Source organism: Streptomyces sp. NRRL F-4489 (assembly GCF_001509485.1).
GTDB lineage: Bacteria > Actinomycetota > Actinomycetes > Streptomycetales > Streptomycetaceae > Streptomyces.
In genome coordinates, this window is the sequence record NZ_LLZI01000079.1 from 43,361 (window position 1) to 60,475 (window position 17,115).

Below are 17,115 nucleotides of genomic sequence, written 5' to 3' on the forward strand. Positions count from 1 at the left end.
ACAGTCATTGCTCCAGTCCGGTTTTCCCTGGTCCGTCGCCGGACCGCCGGGCGGTCCGCGCGCCCCCTGGAAAAGCGTCCGGCTGCGGACGCCCCGTGCAGGACATCCGCAGCCGGAGAGCGGTGTTACAGGTATTGGCCGGTATTCGCCACCGTGTCGATGGAACGGCCGGTGTCGGCGCCCTGCTTTCCGGTGACCAGGGTGCGGATGTAGACGATCCGCTCGCCCTTCTTACCGGAGATCCGGGCCCAGTCGTCGGGGTTGGTGGTGTTGGGCAGGTCCTCGTTCTCCTTGAACTCGTCCACGCATGCCTGGAGGAGGTGGGAGACCCGGAGGCCCTTCTGGTTGTGCTCGAGGAAAGCCTTGATGGCCATCTTCTTCGCACGTCCGACGATGTTCTCGATCATCGCTCCGGAGTTGAAGTCCTTGAAGTAAAGGACTTCCTTGTCACCATTGGCGTAGGTGACCTCCAGGAAGCGGTTCTCCTCGGATTCCGCGTACATCTGCTCGACGACGGACTGGATCATTCCGCTGACCGCCGCCTTGCGGGAATTCCCGTGCTCGGCGAGATCGTCCGCGTGCAGCGGAAGCCTTTCCGTGAGGTACTTCGAGAAGATGTCCTTGGCGGCCTCGGCGTCCGGACGCTCGATCTTGATCTTCACATCGAGGCGGCCGGGGCGCAGGATCGCGGGGTCGATCATGTCCTCGCGGTTGGAGGCGCCGATCACGATGACGTTCTCCAGGCCCTCGACGCCGTCGATCTCGGAGAGCAGCTGGGGGACGATGGTGTTCTCCACGTCCGAGCTGACTCCGGAGCCGCGGGTCCGGAAGAGGGAGTCCATCTCGTCGAAGAAGACGATGACGGGCGTGCCCTCGCTGGCCTTCTCCCGGGCCCGCTGGAAGACCAGGCGGATGTGCCGCTCGGTCTCGCCGACGTACTTGTTCAGCAGCTCGGGGCCCTTGATGTTCAGGAAGAAGCTCTTCCCGGCGGGCTGGCCGGTGACCTCGGCGACCTTCTTGGCAAGGGAGTTGGCGACCGCCTTGGCGATGAGCGTCTTGCCGCAGCCGGGCGGGCCGTAGAGCAAGACGCCCTTGGGCGGGCGGAGTTCGTGCTCCTTGAAGAGGTCGGGGTAGAGGTAGGGGAGCTCGACCGCGTCCCGGATCTGCTCGATCTGACCGCTCAGACCGCCGATCTTGGTGTAGTCGATGTCCGGGACCTCTTCGAGGACCAGCTCCTCGACCTCGCTCTTGGGGATGACCTCGTAGACGTAGCCGGAGCGGGGCTCGAGCAGCAGGGCGTCGCCGGGGCGGATGGTGATGTCCAGCAGCGGCTCGGCGAGCCGCACCACCCGCTCCTCGTCGGTGTGCCCGATGACCAGCGCGCGCTCGCCGTCCTCCAGGACTTCCTTGAGGGTGACGATGTCGCCGGCCGACTCGAACTCCATGGCCGCGACCACGTTGAGTGCTTCGTTGAGCATCACCTCTTGGCCGCGCCGGAGGTCCTCCACCTCGACGCTGGGGCTGACGTTCACCCGGAGCTTGCGGCCCCCGGTGAAGATGTCGACGGTGCCGTCCTCGTTCGTCTGCAGGAAGACACCGAAGCCGGCCGGCGGCTGCGCGAGCCGGTCGACCTCCTCCTTGAGCGCGACGATCTGGTCGCGGGCCTCGCGGAGCGTATTGGCGAGGCGTTCGTTCTGGGCGGAAACGCCGGCCAGGTTGGTCTGCAGCTCGACGATCCGCTCTTCGAGAATCCTCGTGTGCCGCGGAGAGTCGGCGAGCTTGCGTCGCAGGACGGCGATCTCCTGCTCAAGATAGGCAACCTGACCGGCTGGATCTTCAGACCCGCGCCCCGGCCGGATGCCGCGGTTGATGTCGTCGTCGTGGGCTGCCACGGTCCTCACCTCCTCCAAGGAGCTGGACGCTTCCTGACCCTACCTGGGCCGGTGCAGGTTGAAACCCCTAGATCGAAAAGACTGTCGGGGTGTGTCCGATCTTCACCCTTGCGCACGTCCTCACCTCTGGGGAATACCCACCCAACAACATCGGAAAGCGAGCGGTTGTATCGTCGAGTCGGTCAACACCCGTCAGGGCTGGCGCCACTTAGACAAAAACGGTTCACGTACGCAGGAACGGCAGGCGAGATGACCGCGCAGGACGAAGCACCGGAGCTGGAAGTCTGGATCGACCAGGACCTGTGCACCGGGGACGGCATCTGCGCGCAGTACGCGCCGGAGGTCTTCGAGCTGGACATCGACGGCCTGGCCTATGTGAAGAGCCCCGACGACGAGCTGCTCCAGGAGAAGGGGGCGGCAACGCCCGTCCCGCTGCCGCTCCTCGCCGACGTGCGGGACTCCGCCAAGGAGTGCCCCGGCGACTGCATCCACGTGCGCCGGATCTCCGACCGCGTGGAGGTGTACGGTCCGGACGCTCCGTGACCGCGGCGGCCGTCCGCCGTGGACGCGGCGCGGACGGTGCGTAGCCGCGGCGTAGCGGAACGGCCGGACGCGCGCACCGCGGGCGACGGGTCAGGCACCCTCGGTTGCCGTAGAGGCGGGGAGTTCGCTCTGGACGAACTTCCCGCCGCGCCATTGCCACTTGAGGGTCGTGTGGACGTCCGGGAGGTAGCGCGGTACGTCCGGTGACGAGTAGCCCTGGACGGTCGCGGAGACGGTCCGGCCGTCGAGGGCCAGCTCCTGGACGGAGAGCCGCCGGTCCGGTGCGAGGAGCGTCGCCACGATGCGCGGCGCGGCCTTGGGGTCGGTCGGCTGGGCGAGGACGTAGACGGCGCTGGGCGGGGAGCCGGCCTCGGTGTGGCAGCGGACCTCGGCGACGGTCTGGGTGCCGCCGGCGCCGTCGAGGTCGCCGGAGACCGTGCGGACGACGTCCAGGCGGTTGGGGCCGCAGTCGACCGGGAAGCGGACCCGGGCCGGGTCGGGCGGCGGGGCGGCGGGCGCCGACCCGCCGGCGCCGGTGCCGGCGGCCGCAGCGGTGGCGGTGGCGCCGGCCGGCTGGAAGAAGGACGAGAGGGCGATCACCGCGGAGACGGCGGTGGCGGTGGCGAGCCAGTGCATGGGGTGGGGCCGGGTGTGCAACAGGTCCTCGCCTGCCAAGGGCTGCACGTGGGGTAACTCCTGTGAGGTGCTGTGGCGGTGGGAGTGACCGGCATCGTTCCACAGGAGAGGGCGGCAAGGAACCTGCGGGGCGCTTCTTCGCGGAGATTTCCGCGCCGGTCCGCAAGGGGGAACGAAGCGGCGCCGCCGGCGGTTCCCGCTGCGGGGAACTCGTCGGCGGCGCCGGTCCGTTCGCTGGCCTGCCGGGGCGGGGTCAGCCGCGCTCGGGCTCGCCCTCGGCGCGGTCGGCCGCGGAGGAGCCGGAGGCGGCCTTCTCGCGGCCTCCGCCGGGCCCGGTGTAGTCCTCGCCGTAGGCGCCCTTGGCGGGGCGGCGGCGGCGCAGCGGGGGCTCCACGCCGTCGGCGAGCCGGCGGGCGGTGAGCAGGAAGCCGGTGTGGCCGATCATGCGGTGGTCGGGGCGGACGGCGAGGCCCTCGACGTGCCAGGTGCGGACCATGGTCTCCCAGGCCGACGGCTCGTTGAAGGTGCCGTGCTCGCGGATCGCCTCGACGGTGCGGGCCAGCTGGGTGGTGGTGGCCACGTAGGCGCAGAGGATGCCGCCGGGCACCAGGGCCTTGGCGACGGCCTCCAGGCACTCCCAGGGGGCGAGCATGTCCAGGATGACCCGGTCGACGTCGGTGTCGGAGAGGTTGTCCTGGAGGTCGCCCACGGTGAGCGTCCAGGCGGGGTGGGGGCCGCCGAAGTAGCGCTCGACGTTCTGGGTGGCGATCTCGGCGAAGTCGGCGCGGCGCTCGTAGGAGTGCAGCATGCCGTCGTCGCCGATGGCGCGCAGCAGGAAGCTGCTGAGCGAGCCGGAGCCCACCCCCGCCTCGACCACGCGGGCGCCGGGGAAGATGTCGGCCATCGCCAGGATCTGACCCGCGTCCTTCGGGTAGACCACGGCGGCACCGCGGGGCATGGACAGGACGTAGTCGGGGAGCAGGGGACGCAGCGCGAGGTAAGCGACGTTTCCGGTGGTACGGACAACACTGCCCTCGGGCGCGCCGATCAGCTCGTCGTGGGGGAAGGCTCCCTTGTGGGTGTGGAAGCTCTTGCCCTCTTCGAGCGTGAAGGTGTAGTGGCGTCCCTTGGGGTCGGTGAGCTGGACCTGGTCCCCGACCTTGAAGGGCCCGCGACGGCGGGCGGCACCGGTCGGTTCGGACATGTGACCAGCCTACCGGCCGTTCCGCGTCTCCCGTACCACGGGCACCGGCGGCGGGTCAGGACGTACGGGCCATGGCGGCGACGAAGGCGCGTTCGACGTCGGCGGTGGACAGCACGCCGTAGATCTCGCCGGTGGGCTCGACGACGAGGTATTCGGTGGCGGGGGTGGCCCGGAGGTATTCCAGGAGGTCCTCGCCGGCCAGTTCGGCGGCGACCCGCATACCGTCCTTGAGGTCCTGGGCGAGGGTGCCCGCCGCGACCCAGGGGCGGCGGTGCTCGGGGATGCCCACGATGGCGGCCTCGCGGACCAGGGCGGTGGGGAAGCCCTGGCGGTCGACGACGACCAGGGCACGGGCGCCGGCGTCGTTGGCGCGGCGCAGCGCCTCGGAGAGCGGGGTGTCGTGCTCCACCGGGATGGCGCGGCGGGTGAGCGTACGGGCGGTCAGGCCGGGGAGGCGTTCGCGCAGCCGGGCCATGCGGAGGCTGTTGCCGGCGCCGGTCCAGATGATGGCGGCGAGGATCGCGGCGAGCAGGGCGTCGGTGAGCGAGTCGGCGCCGCCGATCTCCTCGGGGGCGCGGCCCAGGGCGCCGGTGTGGGTGAGCAGCGGCAGGCCGATCAGGACGGTGACGGCGAGCGCGCGGCCGACCCAGGCGGCGGCGACGGTGCCGGTCATCGGCTTGCCGGTGAGCTTCCAGACCACGGCGCGCAGCATCCGGCCGCCGTCCAGGGGGAGGCCGGGGAGGAGGTTGAAGACCGCGACGATGAGGTTGGAGATCATCAGGCCGGCGAGCAGGACGCCGGGGACGGTGCCGGGCTCGACCAGGCGCATGCCCACGTAGAAGACGCCGGCCAGCACCAGGGAGAGCAGGGGGCCGACGAAGGCGAGGACGAATTCCCGGCCCGGGCTCTCGGTCTCCTTCTCTATTTCCGAGACGCCGCCGAAGAACTGGAGCTGGATGCGGCGGACCGGGAGCTTGAAGCGGAGCGCGGCGACGGTGTGGGCCAGCTCGTGGATGAGCACCGAGGCGTAGAAGGCGACGGCGAAGAAGAGGGAGACGAGGTAGCGGGCGGCGCCCAGCTCGGGCAGCACGCGCTCCAGCTGGCCGCCGAAGACCCAGGTGATCAGGGCGGCGACGAGGAACCAGCTGGGGGCGACGTAGACGGGGACGCCGAAGGGGCGGCCCATGAGGATGCCGCCGCCGGGGGCCTTGGGGGCGGCGGGCTTGGGGGCGGGCGTCTGGGGGCCGGTGCCCTGGGGGCCGGGGGTCTCGGGGGCCGTGCCGTCCGGGCCGGGGTCCTGCGTGTCCGGGGTGACCTGGGTGCCCTGGGACGGCGCCCGGTGGCCGTCGGGTGTGCGCTCGGGCGGCTGGGGCGGCCGGTCGGGCCCGGACTCCTGGGGGTCCTGCGGCTTCCCGCTCTCGTCCACGGCGTCCCCTCGTCGAATACGGCTTCAGCACCTGCTCTGCCTGACACGCGCTGGCTGACAACTCGATCATGCAGGGCAAAGGTGCCCGACGTCGATGGTATGCGGAGGTTCCCACCGTGATCCGCCGCGGGGCGGGCCGGGGCGCGGGGCGGCCGCGGGCGGTGCCGTTCGTGCGCCGTCGGCGATTGTCAGTGGCGGGCCGTAGGGTTTGGTCGCATGGGACGGAGCACGGAGACGAGCGGGGCGGACACGCCGGGTGCGGTGGCGGCCGCGGGCGCGGCGGCGGGGACGGCCGAGGCCGCGGTGATCGACGCCGCGGTGGTCGGGGCCGGAGCGGCGGCGGTGCCGGCGCAGGGCGGGCCGCGGCCGCCGGAGGCGCTGTCGCCGTCGCGGGCGAGCGACTTCATGCAGTGCCCGCTGCTCTACCGCTTCCGTGTGATCGACAAGCTGCCGGAGAAGCCGAGCCCGGCGGCGACCCGGGGCACGGTGGTGCACGCGGTGCTGGAGCGGCTCTTCGACGCCCCCGCGGCGGAGCGGACGGCCGGCGGGGCCCGGGCGCTGGTGCCGGTGGAGTGGGAGAAGCTGCTCGCCCGCCGCCCCGAGCTGGCCGCGCTGTTCGAGGACGATCCGGACGGCGCGCGGCTGGGGCAGTGGCTGGCGGAGGCCGAGGCGCTGGTGGAGCGCTGGTTCACGCTGGAGGATCCGACGCGGCTGGAGCCCGCCGACCGCGAGCTGTATGTGGAGACGGTGCTGGATTCCGGGCTGCGGTTGCGCGGCTTCATCGACCGGGTCGACGTGGCCCCCACCGGCGAGGTCCGGCTGGTCGACTACAAGACCGGCAAGGCGCCGCGGCCGCAGTTCGCCGAGGGCGCGCTGTTCCAGATGAAGTTCTACGCGCTGGTGGTCTGGCGGCTGCGGGGCGTGGTGCCGCGCCGGCTCCAGCTGGTGTATCTGGGCAGCGGCGAGGTCGTGACGTACGACCCGGACGAGCGCGATCTGCGCGGTGTCGAGCGGAAGTTGCTGGCGCTGTGGGAGGCGATCCGGGAGGCGACCGAGACCGGTGACTGGCGGCCGCGCCCGACGAAGCTGTGCGGCTGGTGCGACCACCAGGCCCACTGCCCGGAATTCGGCGGCACTCCCCCGGTGTACCCGCTGCCGGTGCGGGCGGCGGCGGAGGCGGCGGGCTGACCCGGCCGGGGGTCCGGGGGTTGTCCCCCGGGAGACACAGCCCGCTGCCGGTGCGGGCGGCGGCGGAGGCGGAGGGCTGAGCCGGCCGGGTAAGGCGCGCGCCCCGCGCGTGCGCCCGGCGTCCGGCCCGGGCGCGTCCCGAGGCGGTGGCGCAGGGCAGAATGGAGCGGATCGAGTAGATCACGCCCCGTCGAAGGAGTGCTTGTGGCCATCCGCGTCCTGCTGGTCGACGACCAGCCCCTGCTGCGTACGGGCTTCCGGATGATCCTGGAGGCCGAGCAGGACCTGGCGGTCGTCGGGGAGGCGGGCGACGGTCTCCAGGCGCTGGAGCAGGTCCGGGCGCTGCAGCCGGACGTGGTGCTGATGGACATCCGGATGCCGCGGATGGACGGGGTCGAGGCGACCCGCCAGATCACCGGCCCGGCGAAGGACGGCCCGGCGAAGGTGCTGGTCCTGACCACCTTCGACCTGGACGAGTACGTGGTCGAGGCGCTGCGGGCCGGGGCCAGCGGCTTTCTGCTCAAGGACGCCCCGGCGCATGAGCTGGTGCAGGCGATCCGGGTGGTGGCGGCCGGTGAGGCGATGCTCGCGCCGAGCATCACCCGGCGGCTGCTGGACAAGTACGCCGGGCATCTGCCGTCGGGCGAGGAGCCGGTGCCGGACACCCTCCACACGCTCACCGAGCGGGAGGTGGAGGTCCTGAAGCTGGTGGCCCGCGGGCTGTCGAACGCGGAGATCGCCGCCGACCTCTTCGTCAGCGAGACCACGGTCAAGACCCACGTCGGACACGTCCTGACGAAGCTGGGGCTGCGGGACCGCGTCCAGGCGGCGGTCTACGCGTACGAGAGCGGGCTGGTCCGGCCCGGCGCGCAGTAGGGACGTACGCCCAGGAGCGGAACGCACCGCGCGTACGGCGGCGGGGCCGGCCCGGGAATCCCCCGGCCCGGCCCCGCGCCCGTACCTGCCCTGCCCTGCCGCCCGTCAGGCGTCGGCTCAGGCGTCCGCGGACTTGCTGATCTCCCAGAAGCGGAAGACCGTCGAGGAGTCCAGCGTCCACTCCAGCCCGGAGACGCCCTGGCGGGCCACCGCGTACTGCTTGCCCTGCCAGATCGGGATGACCGGGACGTCCTTGGCGACGATGTCCTGGAGCTGGCGGAAGGCGTCCTTGGTGGCGCCGCGGTTGGGCTGGTCGGCGGTCTCCGGCAGCAGCCGGCCGGTGATCTCCGGCGAGCTGTAGTGGTTGGCCAGCACGCTGTCCTTGCCGAAGAAGGGCTGGGTGAAGTTGTCCGGGTCCGGGTAGTCCGGGATCCAGCCCTTGACGTAGACGCCGAACTTGCCCGAAGCCACGCCCTGCTCGTACTCCTTCGTCGGCACGCTGCGCACGGTGGCGTTGAACAGGCCGCTGGTGTTGAGCTGTTGGGCGATCTCGCGGACGGCGGCGACGGTGCCGGGGCCGAAGCGGTCCGGGGTGGCCCACAGGGTCAGCGGGACCTTGCCCTGGACGCCGGCCTCGCGCAGCGCGGCGGCGGCCTTGGCGGGCTGCGGATGGTCCCCGTAGGTGGTGAAGAAGGCGGTGTTGTGGCCGGTGATGCCGGCCGGGACGACCGAGTAGAGCGGTTCGGCGGTGCGCTGGTAGACGTCCCGGACGAGGCCGGAGCGGTCCAGGAGGTAGGCGATGGCCTTGCGGACGCCGAGCTTGCCGGCGACCGGGTCGTCGAGGTTGAAGACCAGGTGCATGACCTCGGCGCTGCCGCCCTCGACGACCTGGGTGCCGTGCTGCTGGTTCAGCGACGCCGTGTCGAGCGCGGCGATGTCCTTCATGGCCAGACCGCGGTAGGCGACGTCCACCCCGCCGCTCTCGACGGCCTTGCGCAGCGGTGCCGGGCCGGCGAAGAACTTCAGGGTCATCCCGGAGTTCTGCACCTTGGCGGGGCCCTTGTACGAGCCGTTGACGGAGAAGACGGCCTGGTCGGGGCCGTAGGAGTCGAGGGTGTAGACGCCGGAGCCGACCGCCTTGCCGTCGGTGCGCAGCCGGTCGGCGGGGTAGGCGGCGTGGTCCACGATGGAGCCGGCGCCGGAGGCGATCTTCATGGGGAAGGTGGCGTCCGGGGACTTCAGGTGGAAGACCACCGTCCGGGCGTCCGGGGCCTCGACGCGGTCCAGGGCGGCGAACATCACCGCCGGGCCGTTCTTGTCCTTGATGCGCTTGATGCGGTCGAAGGAGAACTTGACGTCCTGCGAGGTGAGCTTGTCGCCGTTGCTGAAGGTCAGGCCGTCCTTGAGGGTGCAGCGGTAGACCTCGCTGTCGCCGCCGCTGAAGCCGCAGCTCTCGGCGGCTTCCGGTTCGGGCGTGGTGCCGCCCTTGGGGAAGCTGAGCAGTGACTGGAAGACGTTGTTGAACAGCAGCCAGGAGCCGGGGTCGTAGCCGGAGGCCGGATCGGTGGCCACGACCTTGTCGGTCGTGCCCATCACGACGGGCTCGCCGTGGCCGGACGACGCAGAGGTGTCCGTACCGCACCCGGCGACCGCGAGCAGGGCCGTCGCCAGCCCCGCTCGGATCGGGGCGGCGAGCCACTGGTCACGCTTCACTCGGTGGTTCCTCACGTTCTGGTGGTGCCGGTAGGGCCGCGGCGGGGCGCCGCGGCGGTGGGAGGTGCGGGGCGGGCGCCGGGCAGTCAGCTGGAGACGCCGCGGGCCAGCTCCCAGATCTGGAGCGCCGAGGAGGAGTTGAGGGCCCACTGGATGCCGGTGATGTTGTCGCGGGCGGCGACGTACTGCTTGCCCTGCCACAGCGGCACGTACGGCACGTCGTCGGCGAGGATGTCCTGCGCCTGCTTGAAGTCGTCCCCGGCGGCGTTGCGGTCGGTCTGCTGGCGGGTGGCCGGGATCAACTGGTTCTCGATCTTCTCGTTGCGGTAGGGCGAGTTGAGGAAGTTGCCCTTGCCGATGAACGGCGCGATGTAGTTGTCGGCGTCCGGGATGTCGGCGAACCAGCCCATGCCGTACGCGGCGTACTTGCCGCCGGAGGCGTCGGTGCGGAACTGCTGCCAGCGGTCGACGCCCTTGACGCTGACGTCGAAGAGCTTGGTGGCGTTGAGCTGCTTCTGGAGGGCGGCGAACTCCTGCGCGGTGTTCGGGCCGTAGTGGTACTTGGAGTAGGTCAGGGTGAACTTCACCGGGGTGGTGATGTTCGCCTGCTCCAGGGTCTTGCGCGCGGCGGCCGTGTTCGGGTCGCCGTACTTGGTGAAGAAGGAGTTGATGTGCCCGACCACGCCCTGGGGGACGAGGGAGTACAGCGGGTCGGCGGTGTAGCCGTAGACGTCGCGGACCAGCTGGGAGCGGTTGACGACCTGCGCCATGGCCTGCCGGACGGCCTTGTTGGAGACGGCCGGGTCCTTGGTGTTGAAGGCGATGTAGCGGATCTCCTGGCCGGGCATCGCCTGCACCATCAGGTGCTTGTCCTTGGAGTTCTCCAGGCTCTTGATCTGGGTGGGCGACAGGCCGCGGCCGAGCAGGTCGATATCGCCCTTGCGCAGCGCGGCGTCCATGTCCGCGGAGTCGTCGAAGAACCGCATCTCCACCTTGTCGTTCTTCACCGTCAGCCCGCCCTTGTAGTCGGGGTTCTTGGTGAAGACGGCCTTGGTGAGGCGGTCGCCGCTGTACTCGGCCTTGAGGGTGTACGGGCCCGAACCGACCGTCTGCCAGCCCTTGTAGAGGCTGTTCTTCGGGTACACCTGGCTGTCGACGATCGCCGCGGCGGGGGTGGCGAGCTTCTGCGGGAAGGTGGCGTCCGGCTTGGTGAGGTGGAAGACCACCTCGCGGTCGTTGGGGGTCTCCACCCGGTCGATGTCGTTGAGCAGCGACACCGGGCCGTTGGTGTAGTTGATGGTCCGCAGCCGGTCGATGGAGAACTTCACGTCCTCGGCGGTGAGCGCATGCCCGTTCGAAAACTTCAGGCCGCTGCGCAGGGTGCACCGGAACTGCTCGTTCTGGGTGTCCCGGAAGCCGCAGGACTCGGCGGCCTCGGGGACCGCCGCGGTGCCGCTGCGGGGCATCCGCATCAGCGTCTGGAACGTGCCGCGCAGGACGTTCCAGGCGTCGACGTCGTACGCCTGCGCCGGGTCCAGCGGCGCGGGGGCCGCCTTGGTGGCCTCGATCTGCGAGGCGACCCCGACGATGATCGGCGCGTCGGCCGAGCCGGCGCCGTCGGTGCTGCCGCATGCAGCGAGAGCCGGGGCGAGAAGACCGGCCAGCGCCGGCAGCACCAAGGTCTTGCGATTCATCGTCGGCAGGTTCCTTATCAGCGCAGAGGTGTTGCTCGCGTCGAGATTAGTAGGCACCGCCAGCCGGTCATCGACGCGCGGGAGTTACAGCGTTATGGCGGTGGGATAACGGGAACTGCGTGATCGATATCCGGACGGTGGAACGTTTCGCACGTTGGTCCACCAATCCGGACACTTACCCCCGTAGAAACCACCGGACGAACCCCCTGGAACACCACCTGGGCGCGGTGTCGACGGCGCGGCACGTGAGAAACGTCACGCTCCCCGGCCGCCGGACCGGGCGGAGAATTTCCCCGGGTATTCGTCACGGAAAATGAGCCGATCGCTGCCGTGAGTTCCCGGGGATTGTGTTGCGGCACGCTCAGTGCACGCTGCCCCGGCTTTCCGTGATCAGGGACCGCAGAAATGGGAGATCCACTTCTTCCAGCGAGCCGACCACGGTCCGCCCCGGCGCGGGCGGTACGGGCGCCACGGACGGCACCGCGACCACCCGGCAGCCGGCCGCCTCGCCCGCCCGCACGCCGGTCAGGGTGTCCTCGACGACGGCGCACCGGGCCGGGTTCACGCCCAGCCGGGCGGCGGCCGTCAGATACGGGTCCGGGTGCGGCTTGGTGCGCTTGAGATCGTCGCCGGCGACGGTCAGCTTGAAGTGCTCCGGGCCCAGGGAGCGCAGCATCCGCTCGATGACGGTCCGGTGCGAGGCGGTGACCAGCGCGGTCGGCACGCGGTGCGCGGCCAGCTCGGACAGCAGTCGGCGGGCGCCCGGCATCAGCGGGACGCCGCGCGCGATCCGGGCCGCGAACGCGTCGTTGAGGAGGGTGCTCAGCTCCGCCAGGCCGATGTCGGCGCCGGTCGCCCGGATGAGGTAGCCGGCGCTGCGGGTCATCGGGCCGCCGACCACCACCTCCCGGTGGCGCTCGTCCAGGGTGTGGCCGAGCGAGGCGAAGACCTCCGTCTCCGCCTCCCACCAGAAGCCCTCGGTGTCCACGAGGGTGCCGTCCAGATCGAGGAACACGGCCTGGAGGGTCGCGGCTTCGGCCGTCCGGGTGCCGACTGCGGGGATGCTGCTGGTCATCCATCCACCTCCATGAGGACGCCCCGCGAAGGGACGAAAGGGCCGGCCGCCTCCCCCGGCTGGGGGAAACGACCGGCCGCTACCGGACCGACCAGTGTACGACGGCACCCGGCGGAGCGCCCGGGGGCGCTCCGCTATCGCTGCAGCGTCGCTACCGGTCCGCTACCGGTCCGCTACCGCGCGCTACCGCGCGTTGAAGTACTTCGCCTCCGGGTGGTGGATGACGATGGCGTCGGTGGACTGCTCGGGGTGGAGCTGGAACTCCTCGGAGAGCTGGACCCCGATCCGCTCCGGGCGGAGCAGGTCGGCGATCTTGGCGCGGTCCTCCAGGTCGGGGCAGGCGCCGTAGCCGAGGGAGAAGCGCGCGCCGCGGTACTTCAGCGCGAACATGTCCTCGACGTCGGCCGGGTCCTCCCCGGCGAAGCCCAGCTCGGCGCGGACCCGGGCGTGCCAGTACTCGGCCAGCGCCTCCGCCAACTGCACGGACAGGCCGTGGAGTTCGAGGTAGTCGCGGTAGGAGTTGGCCTCGAACAGCTTGGCCGTCTCCTCGCCGATCCGCGAGCCGACGGTGACAACCTGGAGGCCGACCACATCGGTCTCGCCGGACTCCTCCGGGCGGAAGAAGTCGGCCAGGCAGAGCCGGCGGCCGCGGCGCTGGCGCGGGAAGGTGAAGCGGGTCAGCTCGGTGCCGTCCTCGCCCAGCAGGATCAGGTCGTCGCCCTTGGAGACGCACGGGAAGTAGCCGTGGACGACCGCGGCCTCCAGGAGGTTCTCGGTCTGGAGCTTGTCCAGCCAGCCCCGCAGCCGCGGCCGGCCCTCGGTCTCCACCAGCTCCTCGTACGTGGGGCCCTCGCCGGTGCGGGCCTGCTTCAGGCCCCACTGGCCCTTGAAGAGCGCGCCCTCGTCCAGCCAGGAGGCGTAGTCGGCGAGCTGGATGCCCTTGCTGACCCGGGTGCCCCAGAACGGCGGGGTGGGGACGGGGTTGTCGGTGGCCACGTCGGAGCGGACCGCGCCCTCCTCCGGCTCCGGCTCGGTGATCTGCACGTCGCGCTTGGGGACGCGGCGCTGCTTGAGCTCGGGCAGGGTCGCGCCGGGCACCCCGCGCTTGACGGCGATCAGCGCGTCCATCAGCCGCAGGCCCTCGAACGCGTCGCGGGCGTAGCGGACCTCGCCCTCGTAGATCTCGTGGAGGTCCTGTTCGACGTAGGCGCGGGTGAGGGCGGCGCCGCCGAGGATGACGGGGTAGTCGGCGGCCATCTTGCGCTGGTTGAGCTCCTCCAGGTTCTCCTTCATGATCACCGTGGACTTCACCAGCAGGCCGGACATGCCGATGACGTCGGCGCGGTGCTCCTCGGCGGCCTCCAGGATCGCCGAGACCGGCTGCTTGATGCCGAGGTTGACGACGTTGTAGCCGTTGTTCGACAGGATGATGTCGACGAGGTTCTTGCCGATGTCGTGGACGTCGCCGCGGACGGTGGCCAGCACGATGGTGCCCTTGCCCTCGTCGTCGGACTTCTCCATATGCGGTTCGAGGTAGGCCACCGCGGTCTTCATGACCTCGGCGGACTGGAGGACGAACGGCAGCTGCATCTGGCCGGAGCCGAAGAGGTCGCCGACCACCTTCATCCCGTCCAGGAGGGTGTCGTTGACGATGTCCAGGGCCGGGCGGTCCTGGAGCGCCGCGTCGAGGTCGGCCTCCAGGCCGTTGCGTTCGCCGTCGATGATGCGGCGCTTGAGCCGCTCCTCCAGCGGCAGCGCGGCCAGCTCCTCGGCCTTGCCGGCCTTGAGGGACTTGGCGGTGGCGCCCTCGAACAGCTCCATCAGCTTCTGGAGCGGGTCGTAGCCCTCGCGGCGGCGGTCGTAAATGAGGTCGAGGGCGGTCTGGACCTCTTCCTCGCTGAAGCGGGCGATCGGCAGGATCTTGCTGGCGTGGACGATCGCGGAGTCCAGGCCGGCCTTGACGCACTCGTCCAGGAAGACGGAGTTGAGGACGATCCGGGCGGCGGGGTTGAGGCCGAAGGAGATGTTGGACAGGCCCAGCGTGGTCTGGACGTCCGGGTGGCGCTGCTTCAGCTCGCGGATGGCCTCGATGGTGGCGATGCCGTCCTTGCGGGACTCCTCCTGGCCGGTGCAGATGGTGAAGGTGAGGCAGTCGATGAGGATGTCCGACTCGTGGATGCCCCAGTTGCCGGTCAGGTCGGCGATCAGCCGTTCGGCGATCTCGACCTTCTTCTCGACCGTGCGGGCCTGGCCCTCCTCGTCGATGGTCAGCGCGATCAGGGCCGCGCCGTGCTCGGCGGCGAGCTGCGTCACCTTGGCGAACCGCGACTCCGGGCCGTCGCCGTCCTCGTAGTTGACGGAGTTGATGACCGCGCGGCCGCCGAGCTTCTCCAGTCCGGCGCGGATGACCTCGACCTCGGTGGAGTCCAGGACGATGGGCAGGGTCGAGGCGGTGGCGAAGCGGCCGGCCAGCTCGGTCATATCGGCCACGCCGTCCCGGCCGACGTAGTCCACGCACAGGTCGAGCATGTGCGCGCCCTCGCGGATCTGGTCGCGGGCCATCTCCACGCAGTCGTCCCAGCGGCCCTCCAGCATGGCCTCGCGGAACTTCTTCGACCCGTTGGCGTTCGTCCGCTCGCCGATGGCGAGGTACGAGGTGTCCTGGCGGAACGGGACGGTCTGGTAGAGGGAAGCGGCGCCCGGCTCGGGGCGCGGCTCGCGGGCCGGCGGGGTCAGATCGCGGACCCGTTCGACGACCTGCCGCAGGTGCTCGGGGGTGGTGCCGCAGCAGCCGCCGACCAGCGAGAGGCCGTACTCGGTGACGAAGGTCTCCTGGGCGTCGGCCAGCTCGGCGGCGGAGAGCGGGTAGTGGGCACCGTCCTTGCCGAGGACCGGCAGGCCCGCGTTGGGCATGCAGGACAGCGGGATACGGGAGTGGCGGGCGAGGTAGCGCAGGTGCTCGCTCATCTCGGCCGGGCCGGTGGCGCAGTTCAGGCCGATCATGTCGATGCCCAGCGGCTCCAGGGCCGTCAGGGCGGCGCCGATCTCCGAGCCGAGCAGCATGGTGCCGGTGGTCTCGACGGTGACCGAGCAGATGACCGGCAGGTCGGTGCCGGTGGCGGCCAGGGCGCGGCGGGCGCCGAGCACGGCGGCCTTGGTCTGCAGGAGGTCCTGGGTGGTCTCGACCAGCAGCGCGTCGGCGCCGCCCTCGATCAGGCCCTCGGCGTTGCGCTGGTAGGCGTCGCGGAGGGCGGGGTAGCCGACGTGGCCGAGGGTGGGGAGCTTGGTGCCCGGGCCCATGGAGCCCAGGACGTAGCGCTGCTGCCCGGTGGCGTCGGTGTACTCGTCGGCGACCTCGCGGGCGATGGCGGCACCGGCCCGCGACAGCTCGTGGATCCGGTCGGCGATGTCGTACTCGGCCAGCGCGGCGTGGTTGGCGCCGAAGGTGTTGGTCTCCACGCAGTCCACGCCGACCGCGAAGTACGCGTCGTGCACCGAGCGCACGATGTCGGGGCGGGTGACGTTGAGGATCTCGTTGCAGCCCTCCAGCTGCTGGAAGTCCTCCATGGAGGGGTCCTGCGCCTGGAGCATCGTGCCCATGGCGCCATCGGCGACCACGACCCGTGAGGCGAGCGCCTCGCGGAGTGAGGTGACGCGGGACGAGCTGGTGGACGAGGGCGTATTCGAAGCCATGGAGGTGCTCCCGTGGTTGCGACGGCTGTCGGCTTTGCGCCCCCCTTCAGGGAGCGCACCCGGCCAGCGTAGCTTCCGGGCCGGGAGAGGCGTTCCCCATTCCACGGCGTGGACAGCCCGGTCGCGGCGCGATCCGGCCGGTCCTCCATGATCGGCGTGGGCCCGCCTCCCTCCCCATGGTCGGCATGGGCCGATATCGTTCAGCATTGTCGAACCGCATACTTCGGAGGTCGCCCGATGGCACGCACCATCCAGTCGCTGGAGCGAGCAGCCGCGATGCTGCGGCTGCTGGCGGGGGGAGAGCGACGGCTGGGCCTCTCCGACATCTCCTCGTCCCTGGGGCTGGCCAAGGGCACCGCGCACGGGATCCTGCGCACCCTCCAGCAGGAGGGCTTCGTCGAGCAGGACCCGGCCTCGGGCCGCTACCAGCTCGGCGCCGAGCTGCTCCGCCTGGGCAACAGCTACCTGGACGTCCACGAGCTGCGGGCGCGCGCCCTGGTGTGGACCGACGACCTGGCCCGCTCCAGCGGGGAGAGCGTCTACCTCGGCGTCCTGCACCAGCAGGGCGTACTGATCGTCCACCACGTCTTCCGCCCCGACGACAGCCGGCAGGTGCTGGAGGTCGGCGCGATGCAGCCGCTGCACAGCACGGCCCTGGGGAAGGTGCTCTCGGCGTACGACCCGGTGGCGCACAGCGAGGCGGTGGAGGCCCAGCGGGAGGCGTTCACACCGCGGACCCTGACGTCCCTGGCGGACTTCGAGGGGGTGCTGGACCTCACCCGGGCCCGGGGCTGGGCCGCGGACGTGGAGGAGACCTGGGAGGGCGTGGCGTCCGTCGCCGCGCCGATCCACGACCGGCGGCGGATGCCGGTGGGCGCGGTGGGGGTCACGGGGGCCGTGGAGCGGGTCTGCCGGGACGGCGAATTGCGGCCGGAAATCGTCGCCGCTGTGAGGGATTGCGCACGAGCCGTCTCCAGGGACCTCGGCGCAGGGCGATTCTGACCGTTTTTCACCGGAATGTTCACCTAGGTTTTTCGCCACAGCACCCTTGACGGGCTCAGGGAGGTGAACAAAACTGCCGTTCGTCGGTCGGCATTGTCGAACACCTAACGGCAATAAGGGTTATGGTGAGCAATGCCGCGGGGCCGACCAACGCCCTCTCGGAGGGCGCGGAC

Annotated in this window: 12 protein-coding genes; 4 read left to right on the forward strand and 8 right to left on the reverse strand. The window is 70.9% G+C overall.

Annotated elements, in window-relative coordinates:
* Nucleotides 1-125: 125 nt before the first annotated feature.
* Complete coding sequence (gene arc, locus ADL22_RS08840) at nt 126-1,892, reverse strand: proteasome ATPase (RefSeq protein WP_066975487.1); 1,767 nt, start codon at nt 1,890-1,892, stop codon at nt 126-128.
* A gap of 249 nt (nt 1,893-2,141) precedes the next feature.
* Between arc and ADL22_RS08845 the strand changes: the two genes are divergently transcribed.
* Nucleotides 2,142-2,435 (forward strand): ferredoxin, encoded by a 294-nt coding sequence (locus ADL22_RS08845; RefSeq protein WP_066975489.1) that lies wholly within the window; start codon nt 2,142-2,144, stop codon nt 2,433-2,435.
* A 90-nt stretch (nt 2,436-2,525) separates the two neighbouring features.
* Here ADL22_RS08845 and ADL22_RS08850 read toward each other — a convergent pair whose 3' ends face one another.
* From ADL22_RS08850 to ADL22_RS08860, 3 genes are all read right to left on the reverse strand, one after another.
* The gene (locus ADL22_RS08850; protein ID WP_066975491.1) at nt 2,526-3,119 is read right to left on the reverse strand and encodes a hypothetical protein; all 594 of its coding nucleotides are present in this window, start codon (nt 3,117-3,119) and stop codon (nt 2,526-2,528) included.
* A 205-nt stretch (nt 3,120-3,324) separates the two neighbouring features.
* Nucleotides 3,325-4,275, reverse strand: coding sequence for a tRNA (adenine-N1)-methyltransferase (locus ADL22_RS08855; protein ID WP_066975492.1), 951 nt, complete (start codon nt 4,273-4,275; stop codon nt 3,325-3,327).
* Between the two features lie 55 nt (nt 4,276-4,330).
* Complete coding sequence (locus ADL22_RS08860) at nt 4,331-5,701, reverse strand: site-2 protease family protein (protein ID WP_066975494.1); 1,371 nt, start codon at nt 5,699-5,701, stop codon at nt 4,331-4,333.
* A 216-nt stretch (nt 5,702-5,917) separates the two neighbouring features.
* On the opposite strand from ADL22_RS08860, the gene ADL22_RS08865 reads away from it, so the two are divergent.
* Nucleotides 5,918-6,889, forward strand: coding sequence for a RecB family exonuclease (locus ADL22_RS08865; protein ID WP_066975496.1), 972 nt, complete (start codon nt 5,918-5,920; stop codon nt 6,887-6,889).
* A gap of 204 nt (nt 6,890-7,093) precedes the next feature.
* Nucleotides 7,094-7,765, forward strand: coding sequence for a response regulator (locus ADL22_RS08870; protein ID WP_066975498.1), 672 nt, complete (start codon nt 7,094-7,096; stop codon nt 7,763-7,765).
* A 117-nt stretch (nt 7,766-7,882) separates the two neighbouring features.
* Here ADL22_RS08870 and ADL22_RS08875 read toward each other — a convergent pair whose 3' ends face one another.
* The 4 genes from ADL22_RS08875 to metH form a co-directional block, all read right to left on the reverse strand.
* On the reverse strand, nt 7,883-9,478 hold the full coding sequence (locus ADL22_RS08875) for an ABC transporter substrate-binding protein (RefSeq protein WP_066975500.1): 1,596 nt from the start codon (nt 9,476-9,478) through the stop codon (nt 7,883-7,885).
* Between the two features lie 86 nt (nt 9,479-9,564).
* Entirely contained in the window at nt 9,565-11,172 is a 1,608-nt protein-coding gene (locus ADL22_RS08880) for an ABC transporter substrate-binding protein (RefSeq protein ID WP_066975502.1), read from the reverse strand.
* A 361-nt stretch (nt 11,173-11,533) separates the two neighbouring features.
* Nucleotides 11,534-12,247 (reverse strand): HAD family hydrolase, encoded by a 714-nt coding sequence (locus ADL22_RS08885; protein WP_066975504.1) that lies wholly within the window; start codon nt 12,245-12,247, stop codon nt 11,534-11,536.
* 183 nt (nt 12,248-12,430) lie between these two features.
* Nucleotides 12,431-15,940: a methionine synthase gene (metH, locus tag ADL22_RS08890; protein WP_066975506.1), complete on the reverse strand. Its 3,510-nt coding sequence runs from the start codon at nt 15,938-15,940 to the stop codon at nt 12,431-12,433.
* Between the two features lie 237 nt (nt 15,941-16,177).
* On the opposite strand from metH, the gene ADL22_RS08895 reads away from it, so the two are divergent.
* Nucleotides 16,178-16,942, forward strand: coding sequence for an IclR family transcriptional regulator (locus ADL22_RS08895; RefSeq protein WP_066975508.1), 765 nt, complete (start codon nt 16,178-16,180; stop codon nt 16,940-16,942).
* The last annotated feature ends 173 nt before the right edge of the window (nt 16,943-17,115 follow it).

Excerpts from the sequence above, each read along its gene's own strand:
- ADL22_RS08885 (WP_066975504.1), bottom strand. The coding sequence starts at position 12,247 with ATGACCAGCAGCATCCCCGCAGTCGGCACCCGGACGGCCGAAGCCGCG.
- ADL22_RS08865 (WP_066975496.1), top strand. The coding sequence starts at position 5,918 with ATGGGACGGAGCACGGAGACGAGCGGGGCGGACACGCCGGGTGCGGTG.
- ADL22_RS08845 (WP_066975489.1), top strand. The coding sequence starts at position 2,142 with ATGACCGCGCAGGACGAAGCACCGGAGCTGGAAGTCTGGATCGACCAG.
- metH (WP_066975506.1), bottom strand. The coding sequence starts at position 15,940 with ATGGCTTCGAATACGCCCTCGTCCACCAGCTCGTCCCGCGTCACCTCA.
- ADL22_RS08880 (WP_066975502.1), bottom strand. The coding sequence starts at position 11,172 with ATGAATCGCAAGACCTTGGTGCTGCCGGCGCTGGCCGGTCTTCTCGCC.
- ADL22_RS08855 (WP_066975492.1), bottom strand. The coding sequence starts at position 4,275 with ATGTCCGAACCGACCGGTGCCGCCCGCCGTCGCGGGCCCTTCAAGGTC.
- ADL22_RS08895 (WP_066975508.1), top strand. The coding sequence starts at position 16,178 with ATGGCACGCACCATCCAGTCGCTGGAGCGAGCAGCCGCGATGCTGCGG.